The 25,395-nt window shown below is 45.6% G+C and carries 22 protein-coding genes; all 22 read right to left on the reverse strand.

The features are described from left to right. Nucleotide 1: 1 nt before the first annotated feature. Complete coding sequence (locus HMPREF1152_RS08435; protein ID WP_009644638.1) at nucleotides 2-3,463, reverse strand: PolC-type DNA polymerase III; 3,462 nt, start codon at nucleotides 3,461-3,463, stop codon at nucleotides 2-4. 21 nt (nucleotides 3,464-3,484) lie between these two features. Beyond that, on the reverse strand, nucleotides 3,485-4,564 hold the full coding sequence (gene ispG / locus HMPREF1152_RS08440) for a flavodoxin-dependent (E)-4-hydroxy-3-methylbut-2-enyl-diphosphate synthase (protein ID WP_009644721.1): 1,080 nt from the start codon (nucleotides 4,562-4,564) through the stop codon (nucleotides 3,485-3,487). A gap of 16 nt (nucleotides 4,565-4,580) precedes the next feature. Next, on the reverse strand, nucleotides 4,581-5,591 hold the full coding sequence (gene rseP, locus HMPREF1152_RS08445; RefSeq protein WP_009644758.1) for an RIP metalloprotease RseP: 1,011 nt from the start codon (nucleotides 5,589-5,591) through the stop codon (nucleotides 4,581-4,583). A 71-nt stretch (nucleotides 5,592-5,662) separates the two neighbouring features. Continuing rightward, the gene (locus HMPREF1152_RS08450) at nucleotides 5,663-6,811 is read right to left on the reverse strand and encodes a 1-deoxy-D-xylulose-5-phosphate reductoisomerase (RefSeq protein ID WP_009644635.1); all 1,149 of its coding nucleotides are present in this window, start codon (nucleotides 6,809-6,811) and stop codon (nucleotides 5,663-5,665) included. A gap of 14 nt (nucleotides 6,812-6,825) precedes the next feature. Further along, a complete protein-coding gene (locus tag HMPREF1152_RS08455; protein ID WP_009644736.1) occupies nucleotides 6,826-7,608 on the reverse strand; it encodes a phosphatidate cytidylyltransferase in 783 nt (260 codons plus the stop codon). Then, entirely contained in the window at nucleotides 7,608-8,351 is a 744-nt protein-coding gene (locus HMPREF1152_RS08460) for an isoprenyl transferase (RefSeq protein WP_009644768.1), read from the reverse strand. Before HMPREF1152_RS08460 ends, HMPREF1152_RS08455 begins: the two co-directional genes overlap by 1 nt. Before the next feature lie 50 nt (nucleotides 8,352-8,401). After that, on the reverse strand, nucleotides 8,402-8,950 hold the full coding sequence (gene frr / locus HMPREF1152_RS08465; RefSeq protein ID WP_009644610.1) for a ribosome recycling factor: 549 nt from the start codon (nucleotides 8,948-8,950) through the stop codon (nucleotides 8,402-8,404). Between the two features lie 58 nt (nucleotides 8,951-9,008). Next, a complete protein-coding gene (gene pyrH, locus HMPREF1152_RS08470; protein ID WP_009644665.1) occupies nucleotides 9,009-9,713 on the reverse strand; it encodes a UMP kinase in 705 nt (234 codons plus the stop codon). A 19-nt stretch (nucleotides 9,714-9,732) separates the two neighbouring features. Next, nucleotides 9,733-10,758 (reverse strand): signal peptide peptidase SppA, encoded by a 1,026-nt coding sequence (gene sppA, locus HMPREF1152_RS08475; protein ID WP_009644723.1) that lies wholly within the window; start codon nucleotides 10,756-10,758, stop codon nucleotides 9,733-9,735. 77 nt (nucleotides 10,759-10,835) lie between these two features. Continuing rightward, on the reverse strand, nucleotides 10,836-12,020 hold the full coding sequence (gene thiI, locus HMPREF1152_RS08480; protein ID WP_009644776.1) for a tRNA uracil 4-sulfurtransferase ThiI: 1,185 nt from the start codon (nucleotides 12,018-12,020) through the stop codon (nucleotides 10,836-10,838). Between the two features lie 8 nt (nucleotides 12,021-12,028). Further along, the gene (locus HMPREF1152_RS08485) at nucleotides 12,029-13,213 is read right to left on the reverse strand and encodes a cysteine desulfurase family protein (protein WP_009644698.1); all 1,185 of its coding nucleotides are present in this window, start codon (nucleotides 13,211-13,213) and stop codon (nucleotides 12,029-12,031) included. A 134-nt stretch (nucleotides 13,214-13,347) separates the two neighbouring features. Then, nucleotides 13,348-14,892 (reverse strand): ribonuclease Y, encoded by a 1,545-nt coding sequence (gene rny / locus HMPREF1152_RS08490; protein WP_009644618.1) that lies wholly within the window; start codon nucleotides 14,890-14,892, stop codon nucleotides 13,348-13,350. 125 nt (nucleotides 14,893-15,017) lie between these two features. Next, complete coding sequence (locus HMPREF1152_RS08495; protein WP_009644831.1) at nucleotides 15,018-15,746, reverse strand: AAA family ATPase; 729 nt, start codon at nucleotides 15,744-15,746, stop codon at nucleotides 15,018-15,020. 22 nt (nucleotides 15,747-15,768) lie between these two features. Continuing rightward, a complete protein-coding gene (gene radC, locus HMPREF1152_RS08500) occupies nucleotides 15,769-16,455 on the reverse strand; it encodes a RadC family protein (protein ID WP_009644836.1) in 687 nt (228 codons plus the stop codon). Nucleotides 16,456-16,565: 110 nt separating this feature from the next. After that, entirely contained in the window at nucleotides 16,566-16,982 is a 417-nt protein-coding gene (locus HMPREF1152_RS08505; protein ID WP_009644803.1) for a hypothetical protein, read from the reverse strand. Nucleotides 16,983-17,014: 32 nt separating this feature from the next. Continuing rightward, entirely contained in the window at nucleotides 17,015-17,671 is a 657-nt protein-coding gene (gene cmk, locus HMPREF1152_RS08510; protein ID WP_009644766.1) for a (d)CMP kinase, read from the reverse strand. Beyond that, complete coding sequence (gene nrdR, locus HMPREF1152_RS08515) at nucleotides 17,672-18,217, reverse strand: transcriptional regulator NrdR (RefSeq protein ID WP_009644677.1); 546 nt, start codon at nucleotides 18,215-18,217, stop codon at nucleotides 17,672-17,674. Nucleotides 18,218-18,360: 143 nt separating this feature from the next. Continuing rightward, nucleotides 18,361-19,452, reverse strand: coding sequence for a trigger factor (tig, locus tag HMPREF1152_RS08520; protein ID WP_009644614.1), 1,092 nt, complete (start codon nucleotides 19,450-19,452; stop codon nucleotides 18,361-18,363). Between the two features lie 408 nt (nucleotides 19,453-19,860). Continuing rightward, the gene (locus HMPREF1152_RS08525) at nucleotides 19,861-22,986 is read right to left on the reverse strand and encodes a Cna B-type domain-containing protein (RefSeq protein WP_009644696.1); all 3,126 of its coding nucleotides are present in this window, start codon (nucleotides 22,984-22,986) and stop codon (nucleotides 19,861-19,863) included. A 24-nt stretch (nucleotides 22,987-23,010) separates the two neighbouring features. After that, nucleotides 23,011-23,679: a pilin N-terminal domain-containing protein gene (locus HMPREF1152_RS08530; protein WP_039883881.1), complete on the reverse strand. Its 669-nt coding sequence runs from the start codon at nucleotides 23,677-23,679 to the stop codon at nucleotides 23,011-23,013. Next, the gene (locus tag HMPREF1152_RS08535) at nucleotides 23,636-24,550 is read right to left on the reverse strand and encodes a class C sortase (RefSeq protein WP_009644617.1); all 915 of its coding nucleotides are present in this window, start codon (nucleotides 24,548-24,550) and stop codon (nucleotides 23,636-23,638) included. The genes HMPREF1152_RS08530 and HMPREF1152_RS08535 overlap by 44 nt, the downstream gene beginning before the upstream one ends. 4 nt (nucleotides 24,551-24,554) lie before the next feature. Then, complete coding sequence (locus HMPREF1152_RS08540) at nucleotides 24,555-25,394, reverse strand: class C sortase (RefSeq protein ID WP_009644757.1); 840 nt, start codon at nucleotides 25,392-25,394, stop codon at nucleotides 24,555-24,557. Between the last annotated feature and the right edge of the window lies 1 nt (nucleotide 25,395).

Below are 25,395 nucleotides of genomic sequence, written 5' to 3' on the forward strand. Positions count from 1 at the left end.
TCTACATATCAAATATAGATACCTGAGCGCTGTCGGGAAGATCATCGAAGACTCCGCATGCCTTGAGGTCCTCAATATTGGAGCTTGACAGCTTAGTCTTGCGCTGCACCTCATCAATAGATAGGAAAGGAGCATCCTTGTACGCCTCTGCCAATGATATAGCAGCACTCCGTCCAACGCCGGTGACAGCCATAAAAGGAATGTTGATCCTGTCATCCACAACATTGAACATGCACGGGTCTGAAACTCCCAGCTCCGGCATTGAGAACTCACATCCGCGAGATAGCAGCTCATATATCACCTCATATACGACCTTGAGCTCCTTCTTTTTAGCTGAGCTGGTATCGTCATCGTCAGAATTAAGCGCATTCATAGCCGACTTTACGGCGTTTATGCCTCCTCCGGCGACATTCACATCAAAGTTGTCGATTTTGGTGGACAACCATGCGCAGTAGAACGCGCTAGGATAGTATACCTTGAACCAGGCCATCCGAAGAGCCATTATTACGTAGGCTGCAGCATGTGCACGTGGGAACAGATATTTTAGCGTCCTGCACGACTCAACATACCAGTCAGGAACACCGTGTTTCTTCATGATATCCAGCTCATCCTGCTTGAGCTCTCGGTTCTTACGGACATCCTCCATTATCCTAAACGCATTGCTCTTGTCCACGCCCTTGATAATCAGATAGTTCATGATGTCGTCACGACATGAGATTAGCTCCTCGATGGTCGCAACACCGCTTTTGATCAGATCCTCGGCATTGTTGGTCCACACGTCAGTGCCGTGCGAGAAGCCGGAAATCTTGATGAGAGCGGAAATTGTCTTCGGCTGAATGGCATCCAGCATGCCTCTGGTAAAGTTGGTTCCGAACTCAGGAATACCATACGTTCCGTGCTTAAACTCGTATTCGTCCGGATCCAGTATGTTGAGCGCATCGATGGAAGTAAATATGCTCAGAGTTTTCTTGTCAGCTATGTCTATCTTGAGTGGGTCCACCCCTGTCATGTCCTGCAGATGTCTAATCATCTGCGGAACATCGTGTCCGAGGATATCCAGCTTCAGCAGGTTCTTATCTATCTTGTGATAATCGAAATGTGTAGTTATAAACTCCGCATCCCTGTTGTTAGCAGGCTTCTGCACCGGACAGAACTCGAATATCTCGCGGTCGGCCGGAACAACGATGATGCCTCCCGGGTGCTGACCGGTAGTTCTCTTGGTACCTGTGCACCCATTTGCAAGGATGAGCTCCTCCGAGCTGGAAAAGGTCTTGCCGGTGTCCTCCTCATACTTCTTAACATATCCAAAGGCAGTCTTTTCAGCGATAGTTGCTACTGTTCCGGCCTTAAAGATATTCTTCTCTCCAAATATCTCGCCCACGAACTTATGCGCAATCGGCTGATATTCGCCGGCGAAGTTGAGGTCGATATCAGGCTCCTTGTCCCCGTTAAAGCCCAGGAACGTCGCAAACGGAATGTTGAGTCCGTTCTTGTCCATAGGGGTACCACATCTGACACATACCTTGTCAGGCATATCAAAACCGGTGTCGTACACATCCAATTTCTTTGTAAACTCCAGCTTGTGACACTTAGGGCAGATATAATGCGGCTCTAACGGATTAACCTCAGTGATCCCGGCCATCGTAGCTGCAAACGATGAGCCGACAGAGCCTCTGCTGCCTACCAAGTAACCGTCTTTATTTGACTTTTCAACCAGCAGCTGTGCCGCAACGTACATGACCGCATATCCGTTGCTGATGATAGAGTTGAGTTCAGTGTCCAGCCTCTCCCGAATCTCTTCGGGAAGCGGCTCGCCGTATATTCTCCCGGCATTTGCGTAGCAGGTGCTCCGCAGCGTCTCATCCGCGCCGTCGATGCTTGGCGGGCATTTCTCATCAGGGACCGGTTGAAATTCTTCAGTCATCGCAGCGATGAGATTCGTATTATCAATTACTATCTCCTTAGCTCTTTCCCCGAGGTAATCGAATTCCTTGAGCATCTCCGCAGTAGTTCTCAGATACAGCGAGTTGGAATTTGTATCGCCAAATCCAACTCTCGACATAACGATGTTGCGATATATTGCCGACTCTTTATCCGGATAATGGGAATCTGTAGTAGCTACGACAGGCTTACCCAGCTTATCGGCCAGCTCCACAATCTTCATATTGAGATCGATTAAATCCTGTTTGGATGTTACATTGGGATACCTGTCGCTGTTTATCAAGAAGAAATTGTTGCCGAGAGGCTGAATCTCAAGGTAATCGTAATAAGAAGCAATCCGGAGCAGTTCATCATCACTTGCACCCTTAAGCACTGCCTGAAATACCTCGCCAGCCTCACAGGCGCTGCCTATAATCAGCCCATCTTTGTATTTATCCAGCACTCTTCTAGGCAGCTGCGGTCTCCTGTAGAAATAATCAATATGAGTATACGAAACTATCTTGTATAGGTTCTTGAGTCCGGTCAGATTCTTGGCTATGAGGATAATATGATAGGTATTTCTTTTCTTGCTCAGATTGATATTTCCATTCTCATCGTAAGCATCGTCATCGGGATATAGATATCCCTCCATACCGTACAGGATTTTGATTTTTTTACCCTTTTTGGCGAGCTTCTTGGCAGTATTAGCCGCATCTGGAAACGACTGCACAACGCCGTGATCTGTTATGGCAATCGCCGGTTGACCCCAATCGGCAGCCTGTTTAACCATCTCATCGACATCGTTGAAACCGTCGTTTTCGCTCATCCTGGTATGAGCATGCAATTCCACTCTCTTGTCGCCATCATAGGTTTCAACTCTCTTGCTCTTTATCCCTCTATTGATGCTGTTAGCAATCATCACATTTTCGTGAATATAATCGTCATATCTGATATCTCCCTGTACGATTATAGTATCTCCGGCGGAGAGCGATTCACTGACAGTCTCATACTCCTGCTTGCTCTTGATAAATGCCTTGACCGCAGCTGCACGAGGTCCCTTATTAATCCTAAGCGTCATAACCCAGAAATTCTTCTTTCTGGTCTCTTTGATTTCCATTTCAAAGACATCGCCGGAGATGGCAACCTTTGTGCGGGCACCTGAAATCTCGGCAAGATTTTCGTACGATGTCTCGGCCATCGTGATTCTCTTGCCTAAAATTACCCCATCGCTTACAGGCTTAGCCTTTTCAGTCGGATTGGCTCCGCTCACGGCTAAGCACGGCTTGCAAGCTCCGTAGCTCTCGTCGTAAAAATAGCTGAACTTGACATCAGTGATATTTCCAAGAGTCTTTATAAGTCTATCCTTCATCTTGTGCTCCAGCTGAGGCCTGACATCGAAATTGGTCAGCACGTCGAGCTCCAGCACGAGTCCTTCTCTATCGAGTGAAATATGCTTAAAAGAAAGTGTTAACTCTTCAGCAGGCCTACCTGCAGATGCGCTCACCTCTTCGGGCATCAGAATTCCATCAGGTATATCAATCATATATACAGTATCTCCATCAACCTATACATTTATCAAGCTTTCGTCCTTCGAGATCACTTCAATCAATGTTGAAATCAACTGCTTCTCCGGAACCTTAGCGATTATCTCCCCGTGCGCAAATACGAGTCCTTCCATGTTGCCTCCGGCTATTCCGTAGTCCGCTTCTCTGGATTCTCCCGGCCCATTGACTACGCAGCCCATAACAGCAACCTTGAGAGGTTTCAATCCCAGCACGGCTCTCTTGTCGGCAATCGGTCTCAGCTGAGCTTCGGCCTCGTTGGCCAGGTTAATAAGGTCGACCTCGGTTCTGCCGCAGGTTGGGCAGGAGACTATCTCGATGCTCTTTTCACGAAGCCCGACTGTCTCGAGAATTCTGCGTCCAAAGATTACTTCGTTTACAGGGTCATCGGTTAACGAAACTCGAAGCGTATCTCCGACGCCGGCAAGCAGCAGAGAACCGATGCCTACTGCGGACTTGAGACGTCCATTTGCAGGAGTACCTGACTCGGTGATACCGATATGCAGAGGATGATCCGTCATATCCTTGACCATCATATGCGCATCGTAATTTATCTTCACGTTGGACGATTTAATCGATAGAACAAGATCATCAAAGCCCATTTGTTCTATCTTGTCGAGCGTATTTACCGCACTTTCAGCAAGCGCAGCCGCTGTCACTCCACCGTGCTTCTCCAGGAGCTTCTTCTCCAGCGAACCGGAATTTACACCGACTCGGATAGGAATTCCCTTATCAGCCGCAGCCTCGACAACTCTAGCTACCTTCTCATCGCTACCGATATTGCCGGGATTGATTCTGATCTTATCAGCGCCGGCCTCTATAGCCGCCAGAGCAAGCTTGTAATTAAAATGTATGTCGGCAACAAGCGGCATCTTCGTCTGTTTACGAACCAAGGCGAACGATTTTGCAGCAGCTTCATCCGGTATAGCCACGCGAACGATATCACAGCCTGCTGTCTCCAGCTCATTAATCTGAAAGAGCAGCTTCTCACTGTCTCTAGTATCCACATTTGTCATGGACTGGATAGATATTGGCGCACCGCCGCCAATCTTAATCCTTCCACATCTAACCTGTTTAGTCATAATCCAGCTATCCCTTCTAATGTCCCAGCAGCCTCAAGATGTCCTGCCATGCCACAAATACAAAAAGTAGCATCAGAACCGCAAATCCGGCGATATGCATATATCCTTCAACCTTGTCGGAAATCATATTTCCCGTGATCTTCCGTATTATCACAAATATTATTCTGCCTCCATCAAGTGCCGGAAACGGCAGCAGATTGACAATTGCCATATTGAGGCTAATCAACGCGACCAGATACAGATATGCAATCAAGCCAGTTTGTGCGGTTTGACTGACCAGACTCACCATTCCAATTGGACCGGTGACACTATCCTTGGTAATGCCTTTATGGAACAGCTGCCTGAGTGCACCGAGCATCTCTCCGTTGAGTCTCCATGTCAGTTTTGCGCCCTGTCCTGCGCATACAAACACATTGTGCGATGCCTTTGAAACAATACCGATCACCAGTCTGCCATCTTTATCCTTCGTGGGCCTGATGCTGTAGCTGTGCTGCTTACCGGCTCTCCTGACAACCACATTTATTGACTTTGCACCCTGATTACCGGAGATTGCCGCCACAGTATCAGCCCATGATTTTGTCGCTTTGCCATCGATAGATATGATTTCATCACCGGCTTCGACACCCGAAACAGCCGCCGGAGAATCGGGTACAACCTTATCCAGAGTATTTGTAGGAATGCCTACCGAGGTTGTTATTATTATCATCAACAGCAGTGCCACCATAACATTGACAGTCGCACCTGCCACCAATACAATCAAGCGTTGCCATGCAGGCTTGTTGTTAAAAGCTCGTTCGTCATCGCTCTCCTCATTCTCCGCCTCCATGGCGCAGTATCCGCCTATGGGAATTGCTCTAAGCGAATACTGAGTATCGCCTTTTGTCCTGCCGGCTATGAGCGGACCCATTCCTACAGCAAACTCGTTGACCTTGATGTCAAACAGCTTGGCTGTAATGAGGTGTCCGAGCTCATGCGGAACGGTAATCAGCATGAGCATCAAAATTGTTAGAAGAATAGTTATTATCATATCGTCCGATTATATCGTCTGTTTTGTGAAATATTATATCAGTATTTTCTGCGTCTACATGAGGATTGATCCTAAGCAAAGAGCTCCCTTGCTCGCGCTCTTGATTCTTTATCTATCTCAAGGAGATCCTCTATCGAACATGGATCAACAGCCCTATGCCCATCCATGAGCTTGCGCAGCGAGCGCTGGATATCTATGAACTCAATCGTACCGTCAAGCAGCATTGCTACCAGCTCCTCGTTAGCACCGTTAAGCATGACAGGATAGCTGCCGCCCTCTCCAATTGCCTCATAAGCCATCGCCAGGCATTGGAACACCTCGAGATCAGGCTTTTCAAAGTGAAGGTTCGCACCCTCCTCAAACATGTTGAGGCTCTTGCCGGAATACTGCAGTCTGTCCGGATATCCCAGCGCCAGACTTATAGGAATTCGCATATCTGGAAGTCCCAGCTGCGCCATTATCGATGTATCCGCAAACTCAACCATCGAATGAACGATACTCTCCGGGTGCACATGCACATCAATTTTCTCCGGTTCAATGTCGAACAGCCATTTCGCCTCAATAACTTCAAGCCCCTTATTCATCATGGTTGCAGAATCGATTGTAATCTTGCGTCCCATATTCCATTTAGGATGACGAAGGGCTTCCCGAAGCGATACTCTCTCGAGTTCTGTCATGGAATAGTTTCTAAAAGGTCCGCCTGAAGCGGTGAGTAAAATTCTCTTCACCGCTCTTCCATGATTACCCTCAAGGCATTGAAATATGGCACTGTGTTCGCTATCGACCGGTAGGATTTTAACACCGCACCTGGTTGCCAATTCCATTATCAGGCTTCCGCCGGCGACCAAAGTCTCTTTGTTGGCTAGCGCAATATCCCTTCCCGACAAAATTGCCTCATATGTTGGAGCCATACCGCTTATGCCCATAAGAGCGTTTAACACTATATCAGCGTCAATTTTGACAATCTCACGAAGACCATCATCTCCGATATACACTTCAAGTGCAGGAAAAGCCGCACTTACTTGTGCGGCTGATTCTTCATTTCCAACGCATACAGCCTCAGGACTAAATTCCTTAACCTGTTTCATAAGTTCTTGTATTCTATTTCTGCATGTAAGTGCAGCAACCTTGAATCTGTCCGGATTTTCTCTTACGATATCCAAGGCCTGAGTTCCAATGGAACCGGTACTGCCCAGCAAAACGATTCTCTTAATTCCCATTTATTTCTCCACCCTTATTGAAGGACAAATACCGAAAAATAATATACAAACGGCGCAACAAACAGCACGCTGTCAAATCTGTCGAGTATTCCGCCATGTCCCGGTATGAGATTGCCATAATCCTTGATTCCCATCTGCCTCTTAAACGCTGAAGCAGTAAGGTCACCGGCCATGGATACAGCTCCGCCTATAGCTCCGATAATCGCACATTTAACGACTATCTCCGGCATCACAAAGTATCCAAACAGTGCCGAAAAGAGCGCAGAACCTATAAGCCCGCCGACTGCCCCCTCGATAGTCTTCTTAGGACTGAGATTAGGAGCCATCTTGTGTTTACCGATAGCCATGCCGGTAAAATATGCCATTATATCTGCCCCGAATGCAGCAATCAGCACCAGCCAGGTGAGTTGTCTATACTTAGTTCCGTCTATAAGAACTATGAAATACGGGAACAGCACTATATATACGATACCGGTGAGAGTCGCTATTGCATCGCTTGTGCCGCGGTTCTTGATATCCCAGCCGTACACAAGGCTGGCCATGATGGCAACAACAATCCATACTCCGAGGAAGTCCGGTACGTTACCAAGTATCAGATAACCCGCATAGAGGACAATCGCCATCGCAATAGCGATCTTACGAGAAGGCTTGATATCACATGCGTTGAATCCATCATAGAATTCCTTTACACCCACAACCGAGATAAAAAGCGCAGCTACTACCAGCCACACGCCGCCAAAATACAGAACTGCCAAAAGCGGAACCATAACCAATGATGAAATAATCCTAGTTTTCATTATCTATCTTCCTTTTCTCTTCCGCCAAATCTTCTCTTGCGATGAGAAAACTCCCCTATCATCTCCGCGAACTCTTCCGGAGAATAGTCAGGCCACAGCGTGTCGGTAAACATCATCTCGCTGTAAGCAGATTGCCATATCAAGAAATTTGACAGGCGCTCCTCGCCACTCGTGCGAATAATGAGATCGGGATCCGGAATATCATTGTGCAGCACGCCGGTATAGAGATGGCTGGACACCTCGTCCTCTGTCACATCTACAGAAACGCCCTGATCAGCCATCGCCTCCCTGTCGATGATAATCTCATTGATAGCATGAACGATTTCATCCCTGCCGCCGTAGTTGAGCGCGATGTTGAATACAAGTCCGTCGTTAGCCTTTGTCTTATCAACGAGTTTGTCGATGGCTTCGATTGAGTCTACCGGCAACATGTTGTAGTTTCCCAAAATATTGATATGGACATTGTTCTCTATCAGCTCCTTGAGCTCCGAATCTACATATTTGATTATCAGTTTAAATATGCCCGACACCTCTTCTGTGCTGCGCTTCCAATTCTCAGTTGAAAACGCATATACTGTCAGGTATTTAATACCCATATTCGATGCAGCTATGACAATCTTCTTCATAGCCTGCATGCCCGCATTATGTCCGAATAGCCTTGGTCTGTTCTTGCCCCTGGCCCAGCGACCGTTTCCGTCCATAATCACCGCTACATGCGCAGGCATTTTGTTAATCTCTGACATCCCTACACCTCATAAAAGAGCAAACGTGACAAAGCCACGTTCGCTGAGAATTATACCGCCATTACTTCTTTGTTCTTCTCCTCTATGATAGCGTCAATATCTTTTACAGCCTTATCGACCTTCTTCTGAACGCTATCGAGTGAACTCTTGAGCTCATCCTCCGTAATCTCGTTAGCCTTTTCCTGCTTTTTGAAATCCTCGTTCTCATCACGTCTGATGTTACGAACCGCAACCTTTGCATCCTCACCAAACTTCTTGACCTGCTTCATGAGTTCCTTACGTCTCTCCTCTGTCAATTGAGGGATAGCAAGTCTGATAACCTTACCATCACTTGATGGATTAATACCCAGATTAGCCTCATTAAGCGCGTGCACGATATCATTGATTGAGCCGGCATCAAAGGGTGTAACCATCAGAGTGCGCGGATCCGGCGTTGTGATGTTGGATAGAGACTTAAGCGGAGTCATAGTTCCGTAATAGCTGACCATAACCTTGTCCAGGAGTGCCGGATTAGCTCTTCCTGCTCTCACCGTGTTCAAATTCTCCTTAAGAACGGATTTCGTAACTTCAATCTTCTCTTCTAAGCTCTTTTTAGCCATGATTTCCTCCATGCTGGTTCTTATAAATGTTAGATAATACCTTATTAATGGTGAGTCACTACTCGACTAGAGTTCCTATGTTCTCCCCATTTATAACCTTCATCAGTCCACCCTCTTCTGCCAGTGCAAACACATATAGCTTAATAGAGTTATCCTTGCAAAGCGTGGCCGCCGTTAAGTCCATAACCTTGAGATCCTTCTCCAAGATATCCATATATGTGAGATGCTCATACCTTACAGCGTTAGGATCTAGCTTGGGATCTGCCGAGTACACTGCATCGATTGCCTTTGCCATAAGTATGACCTCTGCATTCATCTCGGCAGCTCTGAGTGCAGCAGTTGTATCAGTGGAGAAGAACGGACTTCCCGTTCCACCGCCAAATATCACAACCTTGCCCTCTTCCAGATAATCCAGCGCCTTGCGCCTCGAATACCCCTCTGCCATATCTCTGATCTCGATTGCCGTCATGACCTTAGCCCCACAGCCGATAGAGAGCAGCGAGTCCTGAAGCGCAAGCGCATTCATCACAGTAGCAAGCATACCCATATAGTCTGCCGTCGCTCTGTCGATACTACCGCCTGTGCGTCCTCGGAAAAAATTTCCTCCACCGACAACTATCGCCACGTCAACGCCATTTTCTCTAATCTCTTTGATCTGATGTGCCGTCCTCAGCGTCACATCTTGGTTAACTCCAAACCTATCGTCTCCGGCAAGCGCCTCACCACTAAGCTTTATCAAAACTCTATTGTATTTAATGCTCATGATAACTCCTTGTGTGCTCCTATTTGCTAATCTCTGCCAAATATTTGATATTAAATTTATTACCGTTCTTTGACAAATCTATCAACTGCCGGTATTCCGAGGCTTTTCCGATTTCACTCTTAGACTGTATCAGCTGCTGAAGCATATCTAAAAAGCTTGTCTTTGTATCCGGATGCATGAAATCAAAATCAACGTCCTCGAGTCCGTCCATCTTCCTAACCTTGTCAAAGAATTCCTCTTCTCCGCAGATTTCATCAATCAGTCCGAGTGCCTTGGCCTGTTTAGCAGAATAAATGCGTCCGTCTCCGATTTCTCGCACCTTTTCCTCAGGCATATTTCTGCCCTTCGCTACAATCTTGACGAATTGATCGTATGACTCATCTATCAGGCTCTGCATGATCCGACGCTGTTCATCCGTAAGCTCAGCGGTCATGCTTCCCATAGCCTTATTGCGTCCGCTGGTGATGGTGTGAGTCTTGATTCCCAGCTTATCCAGAAGACCGGTCACATCGTACTGCGTCCCCATAGTAACACCTATTGATCCGGTCCATGTGTTGCGATTAGCGTATATCTTGTCAGCAGCCATAGATATATAGTATCCGCCTGAAGCTGCCTCATCCTGAAAATACACATATATCGGACGACCTGTCTCCTTCTTATATTTGAGCAGCTCCTCGTATAGCTCGTCTGATGTATAGACGCTGCCGCCTGGCGAATTTACACGAATTACAATACCCCTGTTGGAAGAATCATCTATAAGATCGCCTATGGTCGACATCGTCCAGTCGTGGTCGTACGCAGCCCTCAAGCTAGTATCACCAATCTCTCCCGTGACATCCAGCACAGCAACTGAACTGCCAAGGCTAAATTTACGGCCTGATCCTTTATCGGAAGAACCGAGATTGTAAAACAAAGTAAATACAATTCCGACTGTAAATGCCAGCACAAGCACCACGATCACAACCACAAGCCACGTGTTCTCTCGTATGAATAGCTTGTTTTGCTTGTCACCGTCATTCTTCTTTTTATCGTTATTATCTGTCATATGTAGTTCCTGTCAATCATAAATTCTTAAAATCAGCTATTTGAATTCTATTAATATGTTAGCAAAATTCACCCCTATTATCTAGGTGTTATATCAATTACTTCAGCTGAAGCTACTGCGTCCTCAACCAGGCTCTCAACGTCAAGCACTGACTCGGATTGCTCGATTTTACTGAGCTTTGGCTTGGTCACCGGATGCTTAGGCAGGAACACCGTGCAGCAATCCTCATAAGGCTGAATTGAGATGTCGTAGGTTCCGATTTCCTTGGCCTTATCCATAATATCAACCTTATCCATAGCAATCAGAGGCCTCATGACAGGCATCTTGACTACGCTGTCAGTTACAACCAACGCTTCAGCAGTCTGGCTCGCAACCTGTCCGAGATCCTCGCCGGTTATCAACATCATATCCTTATTTCTGACAGCAATTCCCTCAGCAATTCTCATCATGAAACGTCTGACAAGCAGAGTAGTTTCATCCTCAGGACAATTCTTGACAATTTCCTCCTGAATAGGAAGCAAATTAATGACGTACATCCTGATTGTGCCCATGTATCCCGCAAGCGCAGCACATAAATCCTCAACCTTCTGCTGTGCACGAGGACTCGTATAAGGATATGAATGAAAATGCACAGCTTCTATGCGCATACCCCTCTTAGCCATCATAAACGCAGCAACAGGACTATCTATGCCACCGGACATCAGCACCAGCCCCCTGCCGTTAGTGCCTAACGGCAGCCCTCCGAAGCCCTTGATCTTATCTCTGAAAATATAAGTGCATTCTCTCCGTACATCCACGTATAACTCGCAGTCAGGATGGTGCACATCGACAGAGAGCACCTTGCAGGTCTTGAGTACCTTCGCACCGACTATGCGGCCAATCTCCGGTGACTGAATCGGGAATGTCTTGTCAGCCCTCTTGCCCTTGACCTTAAAGGTCTTGATATCTTCCTTTTGAATCAAATCCATCATAAAGGAAGCAGTCGCCTCGCCAATTGCCTCAATATCCTTAGGTGCTTCAACAGCAGGACTGACTGAAGCAACGCCGAATACCTTTGAAATCTTTCTGATTATCTCTTCTCTCTCAATATCCTTAGGTACCTTGACTATCATGAGTCCGTCGTTCCATCTTGATTCGGTGTCATCATAGCTATTTAGCACTCCACGTACCCGCTCGAGCAGTACGCGCTCAAAATAAGGCTTATTCATGCCCTTAAGAGCAACTTCTCCGCACCTTACAATATAAATATTTTTTTCGTTCATCCTATCCCCTATCTGAAGCTACCCAGTCTTCTAAATCTATTGACGGCAGCAGCAACCTTCTCGACAGTCTCATCCATCTCTTCAAGAGTATTGAACTCAGAGAGGCTGAACCTTATCGCGCCTTCAATCTCCCTGTGTCCTAATCCCATCGCCTGCAGCACGTGACTGTCGCCGGTCTTGTGCGATGAGCACGCTGAACCCGTTGACACATATATCTCATCCTGCTCTAAAGTGTGCAGTATTACCTCACCCCTGGTACCTAATAAGGATACGTTAAGAATGGATGGACAGCGCTTGCCATAATCATCTAGCTCCAGTCCGATTTCATCAGTGCCGTTAATCATTATATCATCCAGCTCCGAGCTCAAGCCATCACGCAGTCTATCGCTGAGTGCACACAGCTTGTTCTGTATACCTGCCAAATCAGCATAGCTCAGCTCTGTAGCTAATCCGAGTCCCGCTATATCTGTGGTGTTCTCTGTGCCGGAACGGTATCCCTTCTCCTGTCCCCCTCCGGTGATGAAGGCGGGGAGCGTGAATCCTGACTTCATATACATCGCACCAACGCCCTTTGGCGCATGGAACTTGTGTCCGCTGATCGTAATCAGATCAAACGGTGCATTTCTGAAGCTCATCTTGCCGAAGGCCTGTACCGCATCCGTATGAAAGATGACTTTTGTCCCGTGTTCCTTGTTGTAGTTTTTAACAAGCTCGCAGGCAGGTACAATCGGCTGTATCATACCTGTCTCGTTGTTGACAGCCATTAGTGTTACAAGTATTGTTTTATCGTCAATAGACTGCTCGAGCTCATCAAGCTTTAGTGCGCCTGTCTTATCCACATTCAGGTAGCACACCTCGAAGCCGTCCTCTGCCAGTCTCTTGCAGGATTCCAGCACTGCCGGATGCTCGACCTTGGAAGTTATCACCTTGTTGCCCCTGCGCCTCAGCTTTCTGGCTGTGCCGTAGATTGCTGTATTATCACCTTCCGTGCCACCTGAGTTGAATACAATCTCCCCACCGGCCGGTAAGGCTTTGGCAACCCTACCTCTCGCTGTGCGTATGATCTCCGAGCTGTTTAGGCCTAATGTATGGAGCGAGGAGGGGTTGCCAAAGGCCTCCCGGCTCAGCTTATACACGAGCTCAGTTACTTCATCGTATTGGCGAGTTGTCGCACTATTGTCTAGATATATCATCTTTTCCCCACTGTCTGCTTCGCACTGTACAATAGCAGTACACCCTTCATCAAAAATACGGTTTGCAACAATGTGCCGGTACACGTCGTTTTCCCGTTGCTTTAAAAAGCTCTCCGCAAGCGGAGAGCTTTCTTTTACTTTGCATAATCTATTGCGCGAGTCTCTCTGACTACGTTTACCTTGATGTTTCCCGGATATTCAAGCTCTGCCTCGATTTTCTTAGCAATCTCTCTAGCAAGCATTGGTATCTCATCATCCTTAACCTGATTAGGTTTAACCGCAACTCTAATCTCTCTTCCTGCCTGAATAGCGTAGGATTTATCAACACCTTTAGTGGTGTTGGCGATATTCTCAAGGCTTTCAAGTCTTTTAATATAAGCTTCAAGCGTCTCTCTTCTGGAGCCCGGTCTTGCCGCCGATAATGCATCCGCAGCTCCGACGAGAACAGCCTCAAGAGTTGTCGCCTCGACATCTCCATGATGTGCCTCTACTCCGTTGATAACCTTCCAGGACTCCTTGTATTTCTTACAGATGTTAACACCTATCTCTACGTGTGTTCCCTCAACTTCATGATCTATCGACTTGCCTATGTCGTGGAGCAGTCCAGCCCTCTTGGCAAGCCTTGGGTCCAAGCCAAGCTCTGAAGCCATCATTCCGGCTAGCAGTGCAACCTCAACCGAATGCTTGAGGACATTCTGTCCATATGAAGTTCTGTACTTAAGTCTACCCAACAGCTTAACCATCTCGGGATGCAGGTTGTGAACGCCTGTCTCGAAGCAAGCCTGCTCACCCTCCTCCTTGATTATGTTATTAACCTCCTTGGTAGCCTTCTGTACCATCTCTTCAATGCGCGCCGGGTGGATTCTGCCGTCTGAGATAAGCTTTTCAAGCGCTCTCTTGGCAATTTCTCTTCTGACAGGATCAAAACCCGACAGTATTACAGCCTCAGGTGTATCATCGATAATCAGATCCACTCCTGTTAACGTCTCGATTGCCCTGATATTCCTTCCCTCTCTTCCGATAATACGACCCTTCATATCGTCGTTAGGAAGGTTCACAACCGAAACTGTTGTCTCGGCAACCTGATCGGCAGCACATCTCTGGATAGCGAGAGTAATTATCTCTCTGGCCTTCTTGTCTGCCTCATCCTTTGTCTCTTCTTCTATCCTGGTAATTATTGCTGAAGCATCCTTCCTGATATCCTTTTCTATCTCAGCAAGCAATATGTGCTTAGCCTCTTCTTTCGAATATCCTGAAATCTTTTCCAGCTCAGCAATCTGCTTCTCCAAATACCGATCGATTTCCTTGTGTTTCTCGTCCATCGAACGCTCACGCTTAGACAAGCCATCTTCTCTACGTTCAATGCTCTCCAGCTTCTTTTCGATGTTCTCTTCCTTCTGAAGAATACGTCTCTCTGTTCTTGTTACTTCGTTGCGCCTATCACGTATTTCGTTTTCGAGATCTTCCTTTATTTTATGAGCATCTTCCTTCGCCTCGAGCACCTTTTCCTTCTTGATATTCTCAGCTGAATTCTCAGCATCCAGGATAATGTTCTGAGCCTTCTGCTCTGCGCTTCCAATCTCTTTTTCTCCGACACGCTTACGCACAACATAGCCTAGCAGCAGTCCTGTCACCAGGAATACAATCCCTGCCACTACAGTTATTAACAGCGGTGTCATGCTTAACTCCTTATTCAATATTAGTTATACAGTAAAATGTTTGCTTATTCGTACTAAAAAATAAACATTGCGTGTTTAAACTCGCACTGATTAATTATATATTTTAATGAAAATATAGTCAACAGCTAGAGAATCTCTCTAATGACACGTTCCGCCATCTTGTCAAAGTTCCTGGCGATGTAAGTATCTCTTTTTGCAACAATCGGAATACCTATATTACATGAAGCGCGGATATTCTCATCTTCCATAATGACTCCGAGAAGTTCCGACCTAAATCGTATGTCTATTTCTGCCAGTCTGGGCACACACCCCATCGCTTCAAGTTCAGGAAGCATACGGTTGATGACGTAATGCCTGTTCATAACCTCGCACTTGATAAGCCTATCTTCAATCGCATCTGCATCTCTGATCGCAGCATAATCCGGTGTTGTGACGATAACTACCTCATCCGCTGAACCGTAGCACAGATCAACTGCACGATTTATCCCCGGCGCTCCGTCCATAATTATGACATCATATTCATCACTCAAATACTCAATCAACTCATCAACGTCAGCCCGTGAGATATCAATCCACTCTCCGCCTTGGTGAGCAGGAATAATCGATAATTTGTCTGCGAATTCGGATGCGATAATAGCATCCCCCGGTTCGCAGGTTCTCATTATCACATCATATATGTCAAAAATTGCCTGGTTTTGAGCACCAACATAAAGATCAAGATCCCTCATTCCCATATTCATATCAAGCAAAATAACGCGTTTGCCCATATACGCAAGCGTTAGTCCAAGATTAGCGGCAAATGTTGATTTGCCTGTACCGCCTTTTCCCGACGTAATATATATTGTTGTTGACACTTTCGCACTCTTTCCGTATTAGCTATTCCTGTTCAATGTACCCTTCAGCTCTAAGGCTAACATACCTTTCATAACCGACAATTACGTGGTCCAAAAGCTTAATTCCTACAAGCTCACCTGCCGCCTCGATTCTTCTGGTAGATATAATATCTACATTGCTGGGCTCTGGATCTCCACTTGGGTGATTATGCGCCAATATGATTGCCGCTGCACTCCTTCTGATAGCAACACTATACACTTCGCGAGGATTAAGCTCTGCCGAATTAAGCGCTCCAATTGAAACTGTGTATTCCGATTCTACATTGCACTTAGAATTTAGCAGAAACATCTGAACGTGCTCACGCTTCTCACCGCGCATCCGTTTCATGAACAGCTCAGCTACATCACTCGCGGTTCTAATCGTTATGCCAGATGCAGTGCTCGGTTCTCGAACCCGTCTGGCGAGTTCCATGCTGGCAACTATTGAGCAGGCCTTGCTCACTCCAATACCGTTGATATTAAGGAGTTCTCTGACATCAACATTGCAGAGCTCCTGCGATAGATTGTCTGCATATGCCATCACATCACGCGCCAACTCCAGCACCTTCCTGTCAGCAGTGCCGGTTCTGAGTATTAGTGCGAGTAGCTCCACATCGGTTAATGCCGACGCACCGGAGTAGAGCAATTTCTCCTGTGGAAGCTTGTACAAATTGCTATTTACAATATTCATTTTAACAACCCTCTCTCGAGAGCAACACACTGAAATTATATCAAAACACCCCGCCTGCAACAAGCACAGACAGGGCATAAAAATCCTCAATTACAGATATTTTATCATAGTTAAAAGCGTCTTCTTTCCAATATAGTCAGATTCTTAAGAGAAATCAACAGCATCAACACCAGTACCATTATCAACGCCTTCTCGACCATCATATTGGAGAGCATCGAGAAATTCAGCACGATAGCCCCAAGCAGGACCAGCATAAACATAAAGCAGTATCTAAGGCGAGCAGCATACATCACTATCTCTTTGCGCTTCTTGTCCTTGTTGTTGACTGTTGTAACGTACTTGACCACGTAGAGAATGCTTAACACTGTCTGAAACAGAATAATGGCAACAAAGCCATATAGAATCTTGCGGTCAGCGGCACCGAAAAAAACAGCTATTTCATTATGAAACAGCAGCAGTATATCGAATAAAAAAATCAGATAGCAATAGCCTCTCACCTTCCCTAAGGCAACTGCACTTTCCTTCATCCTATAACGCCTCCAAATCGTAAATTTATAACCTATTTTGCCGAGACCCTGTCAGCCTCCGCTGATATAGCATCAACAACCTCTTCTATACTCATTTCTGACGTATCGAGCAGGACGGCATCCTCAGCCTTCACAAGCGGATTAAGCTTCCTATGCGAATCCTGATAATCGCGGTCTTTTATATCATCATATATGTCATTGAAAACCGCCTGAACTCCCTTTGACACCAGCTCATCATATCGCCTGCGAGCACGAATCATCGGAGCGGCGGTGAGGAAAATCTTGAGCTCTGCATCTGTCAGCACGTTCGTACCTATATCCCGTCCGTCCATAATCACACCTTTGCCACCGGCAATTCTACGCTGAATATCAACCAGCTTGGTTCGCACATCAGGTATCTGTGAATACATCGATGCCAGCTTGGATATCTCTTGCGTCCTGATAATATCACTAACATCCTCATCATCAAGGATAATCTTCCCGTCTACAAAATCAATGCTCGTATTATCGAGAGACTCACGAATAGCCTCAATATCATTCGGAGATATTCTCTCTCTATTCAGCTTGAGGCCTATAGCACGGTACATCGCACCTGTATCTATGTACTCCAATCCAAGCTTATTGCCTACGAGCTTTGCAATAGTGCTCTTGCCTGCTCCGCCGGGACCATCTATAGCGATTCTGATCATCTAGTCTTCCTTCTCGTCCTTTGCTGCGTTTTCTGAAGTTCCCTCTTCCCCTGCAGTCTCCTTGACATATCTCTCTGCGTCATGCCCCTTGCGGTCCTTCTCAAGCAAGCTGTTGATTTCCTTAACGAAGGTGTCAACATCAGTGAATCTGTGATATACAGACGCAAACCTGACATACGCAACCTGATCGAGATCACGAAGCTCATCCATGATAAGCGCACCAATCATCTTGCTGTCGATTTCCTTCTCCATAGTATTGTTGAGCCCGCGCTCGATATTGTCAGCGATTCTCTGCACGTCATCGTACTTAACCTTTGTCTTTTCGCAAGCCTTGAGAACCCCGTTGATCAGCTTGTTGCGATCGAAACTTTCCCTTGAACCGTCACTCTTAATCACAACGAGCAATGAATTCTCAATTTTTTCAAATGTTGTAAAACGCTTGTGGCACTTGTCGCATTCGCGACGCCTTCTAATAGCCAGGCCTTCTTCCACAGGCCTGGAATCAACTACCTTAGTATCAGGGTTACCGCAGTAAGGGCACTTCATCTTGTTCCTCCATGTCAAATCTATGAGCTAAACCGCTATCGTCATACCTGCATAAATTTATAATCTTACAATCAAAATTATATCAATAAATGAGCGGCTCCGTAAAGTCGCTCATTAAGATTAGCCTAATTATATTTATTAATTTACTTCGCTATGCTGTCCTTTAAGACCTTATCCATCACTCTTTCATAGAGCATGGTATCAAACAGATTATTCTGTTCCGCATATTTCTCAATTTTCATGCCGGAGGCCTTCTCATACTGAGAACGGGTATAGCCTGCATCCTTAAGAAGCTTATCGAGATAATCGTTGTATTCGCTATCTGTGATCTTTATCTTATATTTCTCTGCCAGTGCATGTAGAACCAGTTCCTGTCTAACTGTATTCTTGGCTGCTGTATTTGCCTGCTTCTCGAAGGTCGCTTTATCCATTCCGAGATTGTTCTTAAGATAATTCTCATAGGATGTATCGTTTTTCTTGGCCAGCTCTTTGTAAGTGCTAATCATACTATTGTATGCAGCCTTGAGCTCCTTATCGGGATATTTTTTAATCTTGCTCGCTTCGAGTATCTGCGAGAATATTTCCTGCTTTTCTGCGCTTGCAGCCTTGGCTTTCTTGTCCTTGAGAAGCTGCTTTTTGATGTTCTTCTCGTATTCGGCCTTGGTTTTGAATTTAGTGTTTTTAGTTACAAACTCATCGTTGTACTCAGGAATAACTGTCTTGACTATCGAATTAATCTTGATAGTGAACACGGCCGCCTTGCCTGAAAGCTCCGAATTATTAGAATAATTAGCCGGGAATGTAACATTGATATCGAAAGTCTCGCCAACCTTGTGTCCCACAACCTGTTCTGCAAATCCGCTGATGAAATTGCTGTCAGCAAGATTGAGCTCATAGCCTTTGGCAGTTCCACCATCAAACTTTCTTCCGTTGATCTTGCCGGTATAGTCGATATTCACTATACTATTTGCTTCAGCAGTACCTTCCTTAACCTCTGTCTTCTTTTTGGCCTTATCCAACGCCGCTGTGATTGCGTCCTGCACTTCAGCGTCCGAAACGTTGGGATTTGACTTTGTGTATTCAAGATTTTTGTATCTGCCGAGCTTGACATACTTGGTGAAGTCATCGTAATTATACTTGTCCGGTACAGATGCACCCCCGCACGCCGTGAGCACCAAGATAGAAGCCACAATTGTCGCCATCATCGCCGACCTTGCTATTCTTCCATGTGACATATTAACCCTCTCATATATAGTATAACGTCAGTATTTTTGTTATAAGTTAAAACCTACTACATCTTACCACAGCGAATTTGAGCGTTCAACGAGTTTCACAGTAACCACACGAGTATTACAATTTCAAAATGAGACTTGTATTTACATTCAGGCCGGACGCGTGTACCTGTGAGTTTGCCTGAAATATGCATGTATGCACAGAAAAGGTCCACACAAGCCCTTGATATAGCTTAAAGGATACGTGAAGTCAGACTGCTCCGCTTCTCGTATCCTCTATATCATTATTTAAAGAGATCGTTCTTTAAGAATCAGACCGGCAATAACGGAACAATAACCGGCTCGGATTATAAATCACCCTCAACAGACTGTTAATACCTTATCCGCATCAGATTTTATCTTCCGGTGCTGTTATTTTGCCTTAAGCCTTCTTGCTCGTGATGATCTATACATCAGAACCGCAATTGTGATCAGCATGGTGCCGATGATGTTAAACAGGTACGTTCCCATCCCGCCGGCAGAAGGCAGCTTATATAGCTGTTGTTTATTGACGATCTCTATTACACCCTCTTGAGCCCCGTTATTATTGTTGTAGGTCGTATCATAGCCTTCAATCTGTGAAATCTCGCGAACCTTATACCTATACTTGTGTCCTTTCTTTTCTGCAAGCTCTTCGTTATCGCGCCGCCAGGATTTGCTCCAGTTGTTGCTTTTGTTCAATAATACGGGAATCTCTCTTGTAGTATTATCCGTCTCGTCAATTTGTATCAACACCGCATTGATCGGGATATCGGGTCGTTCATTCGGCGCCATCTCCGTGCCGTTTACATTAAGCCACTTCTTACGTATGCCTATATCACGAATCCTTACGTTATTGATATTGATGATTCCGTTGAGCACTCCGTTTCCTGTATATGATGTCGAATAGCCGTCCACCGGCTCTTCCTTGACATAATAGTAATACTGATGCCCTTGGTCATCCTCTGCCGGTAGGTTATCCCACTTTTTGTACCAATTATTTTCCTTGTTAAGAACAACAGGATTATCAACACCCGAATCTGTCACCTTTACGGCATCCGACGGTAGAGTCTCAGTCGGATTCTGCGGATTGCCGGTCTCCTTTACAGACATAGAGAGAGATTGTGACACCGCCGGAATCCCGGTATGATCGTGGTTCAAATATCCAATCAGTGTAATCTTAATATCAGTTCCGTCTACAATAGGATCTATCTTGTAGGTGGCTTTACTGTATGGATAAACGCCCCATCTTCCGCCTATATAACAATTTTGTTCAGACCAGTCCTGAATATTGCTCGGTCGTATCGTTCGTCCGTTAGCCGTTACGGAATAAATTCCGACATCCTTCTTCCCGTTATGACCTTTTGTTTCCAGCGTAAATTCAATGCCGCCGCCGGATGTCGCTGTGGTGCTGAATTTATAATCTCCGGGCGTCAAAGGTGAAGTATCAGTATTGCTTCCATTACCGCTTCCGAAATACTGCGTGGTAAAATTGACCGGAACGCGCGCGCCGCTGCCGCCACCTGTATTTGGTGTTTTACTGCGATACAGCGCAACCTTAACTGACTTTGGAACCGCTCCGTTAATCTCGCTTCCGTCATCGTTGTACCACTTCTTGAGAACCTCCACAGAGGTCTTCTCCGGCTTCTTGTTCATGACATGCAGCTGCAGCTTCTGATTTCCGCCATCTGATACCAAAGACACCATATCATCATGGTCAAGCAATGTGGCATTACCCGTAGAATCCAACTTTAAGCGTATAACCTTATCGGCAACGGAAGGATATGAAGACGGAGCCTTTGTCTCTTTGATATAGTATGTTCGGTTTGCGGAAAGCCCATAGCAGCTTATCTTACCGTCAATACCCGTCTTGAATACATTCTGTGAAGGTTCATTAGCCTTGCAATCCTCCTCATTACGCCATAGCTTCGCCGGAATAGTGCAGTCCTTATCCGCATAAATAGAGAACTCGGCATCCTTCAGCTTCTGGCTGTGATTTACAGCATCGAACTTATCGATTTCGAGACTGTAACGCGGTGCCAGGTTGAAATATATCGAGCAGTTGGACTTCGACGAACCTCTCTCCAAATAGTAGATTGTCAACTTATGATTACCGCTCTTAATCTTCTTAAGCGTCGTTGTATCGGCACTCATAAGTGCGTGGGTTTCCGGATTCTCATAGCGTATCTCCCCGGTCGAGAAGTTGATATCGCCTGACATTCTCCTGTGAATACCGCCGAGATCGAGCACTTTTACGCCATCGACAAATATCCAAACATCGTCATCGCCGCTAAAGTAAAATCGCATGTCCTTACCCGCCGCGGATTGGTTACCCTTGCCGCTGTGGCTTCCCACATCATCCGGCAGGAAGAAATCTACATCCGTCTTCATTCCGAACCAGTAATTAGTCTGACCTGTAAGCTCATGCACAGTCCCATGCTCAAAAGGCATAAATCCCGGAGTTCTATCCTGTCCGCTGTCCTGATTCTGGATAAATTGCTCGTCTTTATATACATAAAAGCGCTGTTCAGCCTTGTTATAGTCCGCACCGTTTTTATCGCTATCGTAAAAGTAATAGCCCTTTCCGAAATTGCTGTCTGTCAAGCTTCCGTCTTCATCATATTGGAAAAGCTTATCACCGCGCCCTAGATATTCTCTTCCCGGCACAGAATTTTTTGTAAACAAATCCTTAATAATCTGATGATTATGACTGTCAACGATGTCCTTTGTGATGGTGTAGCCGCCAAGATCGCTTGTATATCTGTTCCTATTGTTTGTCAAATTTTTAGGGAAGCCCAAAGTATTGAGATCGGGATGAGTCTTATTATAGTTATACCAGTTGGTAAACAGGAAGCTCTCATATTCTTTGCCGTCCGAGCCTGTCCACTTTTTATAATCTTCCCAAATCTCTGTATGATAATTAATGCCTGTAAGTGCCTTTGCACCGTGTTTCGCATTAAATATTTCATTATAGTCAAACATATCGGTTCTGACAAAGCTGCTCGTATCAGGCTGATTAGCTACAAGAGGCTCACCCTTAGGTTTAAGATTATAATCGGCTTGCACCCAATCCGCGTAAAGCACGGTATCTTCATAAAGAGTTATACTCGTGCCGGGAACATAATAATCTCCGGTTTTTATATTATACCATCCTTTAACTTTATACTTAGAGTTATTTCCACTGTGTGACGGTAAGGTTATCCTGCCGCTTGTGTCCGTATATAAAATTTCATCATTGGCGCCCTGAACAAGAGATTTAGAAACACCCAGCCCCAGTGTTCCGTCAAGCCAAACCTTATGTCGTCTGGCTCTGAGCATGCCGGCATCCTGCGGTTTAATCATATTCAAACGATTTTCCGAAGTAAAATCATTTAAAGCAGCCGTTCCTTCTGTATCTGCCACAACTCCGGATAGCGGAACCGCAAGAGCTATGAGCAGGCAGCATAAGGAAACTCTCGCTGCTATATTGCGGTAAGCCGTCTGTTTGTTGGATTTAAATTTTTCTATCATTCTTCTCATCACGAACCTCATATGCGTTGTGCGCTAACGCTGTGCATTTCTTTCTTTACCCATGAAAACAGTCTTTAATCCGACCGCACAAACAATCAATACACAGCCCCAAAAGCCAAGCAGAAACAAGTCGCCCGTCTTTGGAGACGGCGGAATCAACGGCTTCTCAATAGGCATGCTCGATGAATGTTTAGGATATGCAGTTACATTATACTTCCACACATTGGTACCGTTCCCTCCGTCAACGGCAAGAGGCACGGAAACCAGGAAAGGTTCAGATATATAGTCACGCTCTCCCTGTCTATGTGTACCGGACTGGACAACGAGATACATCCCCGGCTTCAAATCGGGAAAAACTGCACATCCATTCGCATCAGTTTTGCCTGCAGTCATATTAATTCCATTTTGCTTTATAAACGCACGCAGCTTCTTTGCGGCAGCGTTGGAATCAGATGCAGTCATTCCTTCAAAAGTAATCCCTGTGGATGAAAACTCAGGCAGCAGTGCATACTTAGCAGAGCCATATCTTACAGTTAAATCGGAAACCTGACATATCTCGAAATCCACATCTTTCAACGGCACAGCCTTTCCGTTTTCATTGCTCCGATAGCATACTGTCAACGTTCCTGTTTTGCCGGCTATAAGTGCGGGAACTATATTATTCTCCAGCGCCATCCCGGTTACGGCTGCGTTCCCTATCATGAACATTGTCAGCAGTGCGATTAAGACCGCGCTTCGAACTATTTTGTTTTTTATTTCTTCTGCGAACATATAACACCACCCAACTTGCGATTATGAGTACCAACAAACTTCCGTATTTTATATATTTTATAAAAGGATTTACTGCCTTATGCCGATCTAACGGAACGCGATGCCCCCTGATCAACAGCCTGTGTGTATTGATCCCATAAGGCGTACATGTCACCAGTGTCACAAGATCTTCTCCTTGGACAATGGAGAGCTTATCATTCATACGCTCCGGCAGCACAACATCAATCCGATCAATCTTGTAGGCAAGAGTCCTATCCAGCACATAAAGATAGAAACGTTCACCTTTCTTCATCTGATCAAGATCGGTGAAGAGTCTTGCACTCGGCAAGCCGCGATGTGCAGCAAGGACACAATGCGATCCCTTGCCACCGACAGGCAGACTTGTTCCGGTCAAATGTCCTACCCCTTGCTCCAGTGTTTTTTCCGAAACTCCGTGATATACCGACAGTCGAATGTCTATCTTAGGAATCTCAATATATCCCATCATGCCGCTACCGTCCGGATTAAGCACATCATCATAGGCATAATTAGCCGTATTCGCCTGATTATGTTTACCGTCAAAGGCATCTACAATTACGTTATGAGTGTGTTCACCGTTGTAAGAACGGGCATAATTCCATAGCTCATTATTTTTATCTCCAGAGTTTTGCTTAACAGTCTTTGTATACTGAGCCTGTGCTCCGGCGTTAATTATATTATTGTAAATATTACAAATCGAAGAATAGGATAATAATGTCACTCCGCTGATAAAAAGGACAGCAATCAGAACCTTCATCCAGAATGCTTTTCTCTGTTTTTTCATCAGCTCATCTCCCTTTGTTTCTGCGCAAACGTACGGCTAGCACGTAGCAATCTACTGCAAGAAATACGCCGAGCATAATACAAAGGATATGTGCCCACGGAATCCTGCGGTGTGTCGGTTCCTTAACCTCATCGCCGGCATTATATGCGACCCTATGACCTCGCACCAACAGCCTATGTGTATTCTGTCCGTAAGGAGTACAGGTGACAAGCGTCACAAGATCCTCTCCTTCGATAATTTTCATATCTTGTGTATCTTCAGGTTTGACCGTTTTGATTCGATCCACCTTGTAAGCAATCTTTTGTCCCAAGACCTCGATAAAGAACTTATCTCCGTTCCTCAGCTCATCAAGGTCTGTAAACATCTTTGCACTTGGTAAACCGCGATGCGCGGTAATTACCGAATGCGCACTTTTCCCCCCGACAGGGAGACTGCTGCCAAACAAATGTCCGGCACCCTTCTCAAGTATTTCATTTGTCGTATAATGATAAATCGGTAATTCGACGTCGATAGACGGGATACTCACTATGCCCATCATACCGTTGCCTGAAGGATTTAGAAGCCCTTCATATTCCGAATCATGTTTGATTCCCAACCTTTTGGCAAAGGATTCGGGAACCTTTTCATTGATTAGCTTTGTATTATATCTATGTGCTTTTGCTATTTCCTGTTTTTTCGTATCATCGCTCTTACCATCAACAGCTTTGCGGTAATCAGTTATCATCCTATGAGCCTGCATTTGGTTAAACAGATTACTGTATGCAGGATAAAAGAGGACGAGAAGTCCTGCGAATAAAAGTCCAAAAACTACAGCATTTTGTTTCAATTTATGAACTATTTGCATC

It is taken from the genome of Mogibacterium sp. CM50 (genome assembly GCF_000293155.1).
GTDB lineage: Bacteria > Bacillota > Clostridia > Peptostreptococcales > Anaerovoracaceae > Mogibacterium > Mogibacterium timidum.